This window comes from Bacillus sp. IT-79MI2 (assembly GCF_949768135.1).
GTDB lineage: Bacteria > Bacillota > Bacilli > Bacillales > Bacillaceae_G > Bacillus_A > Bacillus_A pseudomycoides.
Genome location: NZ_CATKPV010000071.1, coordinates 23,329 through 30,966, shown reverse-complemented (window position 1 = coordinate 30,966; position 7,638 = coordinate 23,329). Strand labels below are relative to the sequence as shown.

General features: G+C 31.4%; 6 protein-coding genes. 3 read left to right on the top strand and 3 right to left on the bottom strand.

Going from position 1 to position 7,638, the window contains the following annotated elements:
* From ACM6HU_RS18235 to ACM6HU_RS18225, 3 genes are all read right to left on the bottom strand, one after another.
* The coding region (locus ACM6HU_RS18235; protein WP_098116737.1) for a GNAT family N-acetyltransferase at positions 1-531 on the bottom strand (531 nt) is incomplete at its 3' end.
* 1,226 nt (positions 532-1,757) lie between these two features.
* A complete protein-coding gene (locus ACM6HU_RS18230) occupies positions 1,758-2,915 on the bottom strand; it encodes an acyltransferase family protein (RefSeq protein ID WP_016113345.1) in 1,158 nt (385 codons plus the stop codon).
* A gap of 895 nt (positions 2,916-3,810) precedes the next feature.
* The gene (locus ACM6HU_RS18225) at positions 3,811-5,040 is read right to left on the bottom strand and encodes a helix-turn-helix domain-containing protein (RefSeq protein WP_016113344.1); all 1,230 of its coding nucleotides are present in this window, start codon (positions 5,038-5,040) and stop codon (positions 3,811-3,813) included.
* A gap of 545 nt (positions 5,041-5,585) precedes the next feature.
* On the opposite strand from ACM6HU_RS18225, the gene ACM6HU_RS18220 reads away from it, so the two are divergent.
* The 3 genes from ACM6HU_RS18220 to ACM6HU_RS18210 are packed head-to-tail and all read left to right on the top strand — an operon-like array spanning position 5,586 to position 7,594.
* Positions 5,586-6,338: a YveK family protein gene (locus ACM6HU_RS18220; protein WP_016113343.1), complete on the top strand. Its 753-nt coding sequence runs from the start codon at positions 5,586-5,588 to the stop codon at positions 6,336-6,338.
* On the top strand, positions 6,322-6,942 hold the full coding sequence (locus tag ACM6HU_RS18215; protein WP_016131665.1) for a CpsD/CapB family tyrosine-protein kinase: 621 nt from the start codon (positions 6,322-6,324) through the stop codon (positions 6,940-6,942). Before ACM6HU_RS18220 ends, ACM6HU_RS18215 begins: the two co-directional genes overlap by 17 nt.
* 13 nt (positions 6,943-6,955) lie before the next feature.
* Positions 6,956-7,594, top strand: a complete 639-nt coding sequence (locus tag ACM6HU_RS18210; protein ID WP_016113341.1) for a sugar transferase — start codon at positions 6,956-6,958, stop codon at positions 7,592-7,594.
* The last annotated feature ends 44 nt before the right edge of the window (positions 7,595-7,638 follow it).

Genomic DNA, 7,638 nt, shown 5'->3' with positions numbered 1-7,638 from the left:
AAGTAACCCCATAATATGAATGTCATGGTAACTACCGAACCTAAATAATTCTTCTTTTAAATTCCCTTCTACGGAAAATCCGCATTTTTCATAAGAAGCGATAGCTCTTTTGTTGTAACTAAACACTTGGAGCTTGACTTTATTTACATTCATATAATTGAAAATAAAGTCAACCAGTATTTGCATTGAATCAGTTCCATAACCTTTCCCTTGATATTCAGGACCTATTGAAACGCCAACGTGACAAGTACCATTCTTCCAGTTCACTAAGTAAACAGCTATTGTCCCAATAAAGATTTTTTCATCTTTAAGTTCAATCCCAAACATGTAATCCTCTTTATCAGAACTTATTTCATTAAGAAATTTTTCATGGTCACGTTCGGTAGGAGGAAATGGTATTCCATCATTCATTAATAACCGGCTCTCCATTATATCTTCAATGTTAAAGTAGTTTCCGTAATCCTCTTTTGTTATTTTTCGTAGAGTGACTTTATTTCCTGTTAAAAATCTTTTACTATATTGCTTAATCAAATTAATATCCCCCAATTAATACGCAGGGGTATGCAGTAAGGGTTATTTTACTGTACCCCTGCGACGTTTTTTTGTTCCTTTAGTTTTTTTAAAACATCTACTGCAATGCTCGTTAACATAGGCTTATCTCCCTTTTCTCAAGATAATAAAAGTATATATTGTATTATAAGAATTTTCAATCATTTGATCGAGGCTAATGAAAGAAGTAAACATTAAAGGGGTAGCTAAAAAAATGATTGTTCCTAAAAACGACCGTTTATGGTACTTTATTTATTTTTAACGGAACTGACAGAAATACGCTCAAAAACCGGTTCTAAAACTCATTACAAAAAAAAGTACCATAACAAACATTAAAAATCGTTTATGGAACCTTCTTAACGTACAGTAGAACCAAGTTTTTCAACTGAAAAATTCCTTAGCGTACGTTTAGATACTATTTGGACACAAATTAGCTGATTCCCTGTGCGATTAAGGAATCGGCTAATTTTTTTACATAATTCTGGTTAGTGAAGATAAATATAATTTGCTTATAAGTAACACATTTCTTTTCACTATATTAGCTTGATGGGCATGCGGTGCTACCCCGGCATTAACATTTTCGCAACAGAATCGGTTTCTTTTGAAGCTGAAGGCAATTTTAAGAATATGTTATTATTCACTTCCCGTTAGTTTGATAGCGATGTTGTCGTAACCCAATTACACGAAAAATGACATAGAATATGAATTCTATGTCATTCTTACAAAGTGATTTCAAAAATAAGGGGAAGGGGGCGCTCAAGCTTATTTTTCTAGCATATCTGAGCGAATTCATTGTAAATCATCTGTTTTAATTTCACTTGTTGAGGTAGATGAAACTATAAGGCAGAAGATTATACTGTACATTGCTTATACTTTTTACTTCAGATGAAAATAAAATCACCTTCGATATATTTATCTTATTATACAAATCTTTCAATTCTCTTTCATAAATGTTACAAAAGTCTTGCAATCATCTTATTTCGTTTCGGATGTAACGGGAGAGTAAACCAAAATTCACTCCCTTGTTTACCATCAAAGTTTTGAATCTTGTAAGGTAAGTCTCCTTTTTCTTTTTTGATAGGAATTTGGGATTTCTATAGATTTTCTTGCTGCTACTTTAAAGATAAAATCTTTTGCTAATACCCTGTTATCCACCTTGAAATTTGTTTGTTGATAATCAACGAGAAGAAACATTTTACTGAAGAATCTTATAAAGAACGACTATATTTTTCTTCATCCTTTCCTTTCCTAGTTAAATACCGCCCAAGGTTTATGCAGGGTTTTTCAATAAATAGATACCCCAATGAAGATAGTAAAAAAGAAAGAGAAAAGGAAAGAAACACTATTAGTATGGTAGGTAGTTTATCATAAAATAAATACATAACTGAGAATAAGGAAACAAGATGATATAAATAAAGACTATAAGAAATCTTTCCAAGAAAAATAAATACTTTCGTTCTTAATAACGCACTCAATGTCCATGAAGCGACACTCATAATCATTACTATACAAACCCCAAATGAGACAACGTAGTCTCTCAATATATAATTGTTCAAAAAATCTACTTCGCCAATCATTCCTTCATACATAAAACAAATAATCGCAATCAGCAACAATGCAATTTTTACCACTTTTTTCATATTTAAAGCGTAATGAAAAATTAAAGAACGATACTTGGCTAATAGAGCTCCCATAAAAAAAAGAGTGATATAGTGAAAACTTAAAAAAACACTAGTTATGCTTCCACTAGAGTTAAACAAATATACCCCCATAGTCGAAGAAAAACTTAAAACAATAAACCACAGTAAGGAACATCTGAGCCTTTTGCCTATAAAAAAGAAAGTCAGAAATGGAAATACAATCGAAATTCTCATTTCATGAACAAGAGACCATATAACATTGTTATATGTGTCTGTGTTATACTCACCGATAAAAACAAGATGTTGTAATAATAAAGTTAGTGTATCTGCAGTGGTCCATGATTTACTAAACCAATCACTAATAAATGGCATATCATTACGACTAAAAAGCATTTTAGCAATAATAGAAATGCTGATTGCTACTAAATATGGTATATAAATTCGGCAAATCCGTTTTATTATGTATGTATCATAATGAAATTTCTCATTATTAATAGATAAATACAAAACAAAACCACTCAATACAAAAAAGAGAATAACAGATTCGTTGCCGCTACTAAAAAAAAGACGTAAAGGAGTTTCCTTGAATAAATAAATTATGAAGGGACTGTTTAACTCATACTGATAATTTTCATACGCAGGCAATAGCATCATATGATGCCCGATTATTACAAGAAGTGCTGCTAATCCCCTTAGAGAGTCAAACTCCTCATATCTTTTCATCATATTACACCTACTAAAAAGATTTTTATTAAAATACAAGGTGACTTCAATCTTGTTGTTTACAGAATTATAATGTTACTTACAGTTGCAGGAGAATAATGGAGTTCTAAAATGCGTTCTATATGTACTCATTTCACTTTGATACATACGAATACTAGCCACCCATCTCTACGGTGATATGGGGCGAATGCTTACGTTTGAAAGTCTTCGTTTCAATTACGAGGAACAGCTAAATCTTACATTTTCCCATATTTTGTATCGATTATTCGTTGGTAGCAGTCATTTCGATTATTCGCTATGTCTCCCTACACATGCGAATAAAATTGGTACATCTCCTCTTTCTTGTAAAAACTTTTATACTTTTCCGGTTTCCTATATAAATTCATTTGTAGTGCACTCTCATTCATTAAAGAAGGGTACTTTTCTCTTAATTTGTTGAGTCGTAAATCCCCCTATATTTTTCCTATTCGCAAGATAAATGTATTTACACAAAATATTTTATTCTACCAAACATAACATGAATTGGTAATAAATGAAAATACAAAATGATTATTTTTTAATAGACAAATAAACAAAGAACAATATTGAGAATTTCACCCGATCATTCAAATGGTATGTAGAATCAGAAAGATTTAACATGAGTAAATACAAATCATATGACATATCTTTGTTAGGCAAAATAATTAAAACTGCACCTTTAGTTAGGCTTTATACTGGAGTCAACGAGCTCTATAAAAAATAAAAGAGAATCCCCCTAAGGAATTCTTTTTTATTCCGAACATTCATTTTATCCTCGCTAAGAAGGGAAATATGAAAATACAAAAGTTTCTTAGCTATCGCATTCTATATATATGCATAAGTATTACACATATCTCACCTAGCTGTTAAGATATCAAGCCTATATCACAGTATGCTTTTCACGATATTGTCTAGGAGTCATGTTACATATTTTTTTGAAAACTCTTGTGAAATAACTTTGATCATAAAAGTTAAGCCAAGCACAAATATCTGATAATGGATATGTAGTTAATGTTAATAGTTTTTTTGCTTCTTCTACTCGTTCCCTTTGAATATATTCACTTAAAGGAGTTCCTACTTCTTTTTTAAACAATTTAGATAAATAAGTAGGATTAATGTCAAGCAGCGTAGCGAGATTATTGAGAGATATTTCATGGTAAATGTTTTTGCTAATATGATTTAAACATGTAGTAATTGTATTCGAATATCTTTGAATACAATATTCTTTAACGCGATCAGCAAAAGCGCATAAAGCGTCCTCAATTAATCGATTGACAGAATACATGTTATCTAGTTGTTCAATGGTCTCCATATAGAGAGAACTAAGCGAAAAAGCAATTTCTGGCGGGAGATTCCCCTCTATTGCATAACGAGTAGCTAAAGTAATGGCCATAATTCCATTATTTTTTTGATTTCTTAGTTGATTCCTTTTTGATGAAATTGCAGCATCTTCTTGCGGGAATGCATATGCATATTTTATTAATTTTTCTTTGTCTCCTTCTTTAATGCTTGTGAAAAATTTCCGTTCTAATGCTATATCGTAATGATTAGGATTATTTTGACGACGGGCTGAAATATATAAGTCAGGATTCGCAATTTCATAGGGAGTTTTCTCCAATAACTTATTTTCTCTCCAAACAGCACTTACATCTAACTTTTCTTTAAAAATCATGTAATGCAATAAAATTCCTATATCAATTAAAGTTATTTTTTTTATCACAGGTATGGAATGATAGTATTCAATTCCGTCTCGTATTCTAGCATTTTCCCCAAATTCATTCATAAGTCTAATGGCCATATCTTCTGATACCTTTGGATATGTAGAAGGTCCAATAACAAAGGTTCCTTTTATATATTCATGATCTACTATGCGAATGAAAACGAAATTTTCTAGATAACTGTTTCCTCTCATAAGCGGAAAATTATAGAGATCATTTTCTTGAAAAAGCTCACTAAGCTGTTCTTCCTTAGAAGAATAAAAAGGACTGCAAATATCATTAGAAGTAGATTTATATAAGATTTTTTCATCTGCAGATAAAAATTGAATAGATATTTGAAATGTTTTATATAAAATATCACACAAATATTGTATATCCATAGAATGATTCATTATATTCTCCTTTTAACTAGATAAGATTATAAAGCTTCATATAAAAAACCAAACATTTTAATTCATACATTTATGTAATACATTTGTGGATTTATAAATAAATTCATGAAGAGTTGAATCTGCCTAAAAATTCTATTTTTTTCAATAAAATACAATTTATATCAAAATATTACCATAAATTTTCAGAAAAAACACTTATTATTTAAATTTATAAGAACAATAGCATAATGATCGACTTCTTTATTTAAGTATCCATTCGATTAATTTATTTGTTATGCACACCTTTCTTGTAGTTATAGAAATTTCAAAAAACATACTCACATATACCCTCTTGGCACTCTTAGCTTGATGACGATGTGGCTATTCCCTACATAGTAAAAATTTAGGAAGAAGAATTCTGTTCAATTTTTGTTCAGGTGCTAGGTTTATAATTTTTTCACCCTAGTATAAATGTTATAAGGACCTTTTCAAAATCAAAGGTGATAATTCCCATTCGGAAAATCACGCCAAAACTCTACTATTAAATTGAAAGAGTGGTGAACTAGATGAATGAAAAAGTAAAGATAAAAGAGTTTATACAAATTTTAAAAAGGCGACTCTTAATCATTATACTTACGACAATTTGTACTAGCGGGTTCATTATTATTTCATCCATGTACCTTATGAAACCGACTTATCAGTATTCCACCCAAGTTCTTGCTGGATCTTTAGGCGTAGAAAAAGAGGAAAATCCAGTAAATAGAGTGCAAGATAACAAACAGCTAGCTCTTTCATATATGGATATTATAAAAAGCCCATATATCATGATAGGCGTAAAAGACGAGTTAAACCTGACCCGCTCAAGCTATGATTTACTTAAACAGGTTTCCGTTACCAATAGAAATGATTCACAGATTATTACGATTTCAGTGAAAGATTCTAATCCACAATTAGCTAAAAAAATTGCACAATCTGTCGTAAATCAATCCATATCTAAATTTAAAAACTATGCAAATGAAAACCGACTTAATATTCTTAATAATTCCGTGACAACAGAAGAAGCTGAACTACTTTTTCCAAAACCTAAATTCATTATAGCCATTTCAATCATAATCAGCCTTTTTGCCGGAATTGGCTTGGCAATTCTACGGGAACACTTTGATAATTCAACTTACAACAATCGTGAACTCGAACATCTCGGCCTCCCATTATTAGGAAGAGTGAACTTAAATACCAAAAAAAGAAAAAACAAACAAAAAACAGCTTATAAAAGCTTACCTTCTATGAAACGAGGTGAACATAATGACTATCAAATTTAAGAGGAAATATTTCTTTAACCCATACGATATCACCATCAAAGAACGGTTTTATAGCATATGTAACAATATTGAGCTAAACCTTCAAAAGGAAAAGCCAATATTAATGATTTCTTCACTTGCACAAACACAAAATATAACCAATGCTACTGCTTATTTGGCCCTAGCTTTTTCAGAACAACGAAAACGAGTGTTGGTAGTGGATGCGAATCTGCGTCAACCTTCTTTACATCATGTGTTTAATATCGATCATTCATTTGGTCTAATCAACTTACTCTTAAGAGAGCAAAATAAAGATACTACAATAAAAATAACGGATTATCTATCTTGTTTATCTACAGGTGAAGACCTTTATGAGCCAATGACATTGTTAACATTAGAGACTTTCCCAGTCCTAATTGAGGAGTGGAAAGAGCATTTTGATATCATTCTATTTCACACATCCGATTTCCTAAACGCACCAGATGCACAAATTGTCGCAAAACATTGTGATGGCGTTGTTTTAATGATACAGGAAGGCCGTGATAAGTCAGAAAGAATTGCAAATGCAAGAAAGCAACTCGAACATAACAAATGTGAAATACTCGGTGCAGTCATTATTTCATAAAGGGGGGTAACTTTTGGACCCAAAAATAAAGATTGATAGTCAGGTAGAAATACAAGTAAAACCTCTATCAACTTCATCCTACCTTCTTGTTAAACGACTTATAGATTTTGTTGTTTCGCTTTTCATGCTGTTACTTTTATCACCCATTTTAGTTCTTTTTTGCATCCTTATCCCAATTGAATCAACCGGTTCTCCCTTCTTTTATCAACAGCGTCTAGGAAAAAACGGAAAAGATTTTAAATTAATAAAGTTACGCTCCATGTTTTTAGATGCTGAAAAAAACGGTCCTCAGTGGGCAAGTAAAGAGGACCCTAGGGTTACAAGAATAGGTGCGTTTATAAGAAAAACTAGAATTGATGAAATCCCTCAAGCTATTAACGTGTTAAAAGGAGATATGTCACTCGTTGGCCCTAGACCTGAAAGAGAATATTTCTATAAAAGGTTTGATAAGTCATTGCCTAATTTTAAACATCGTTTACTTGTAACGCCTGGAATAACAGGATTGGCGCAAGTGAATGGTGGATATGATTTAACTCCCGAAGAAAAATTAGCGTTCGACTTATACTATATCCAGCATAGATCATTCGCTATGGAAATCAAGATTTTATGTCGAACATTGGCCATTGTATTTACTGGAAATGGGGCCAGATAAATATTGAAGGGAAGAATAAAAAATGAAGAAAGTGCTAGTAACGG

What these genes read in the sequence shown, in the direction of transcription:
- ACM6HU_RS18220 (WP_016113343.1), top strand. Translation starts at nt 5,586, where the DNA reads ATGAATGAAAAAGTAAAGATAAAAGAGTTTATACAAATTTTAAAAAGG.
- ACM6HU_RS18225 (WP_016113344.1), bottom strand. Translation starts at nt 5,040, where the DNA reads ATGAATCATTCTATGGATATACAATATTTGTGTGATATTTTATATAAA.
- ACM6HU_RS18230 (WP_016113345.1), bottom strand. Translation starts at nt 2,915, where the DNA reads ATGATGAAAAGATATGAGGAGTTTGACTCTCTAAGGGGATTAGCAGCA.
- ACM6HU_RS18215 (WP_016131665.1), top strand. Translation starts at nt 6,322, where the DNA reads ATGACTATCAAATTTAAGAGGAAATATTTCTTTAACCCATACGATATC.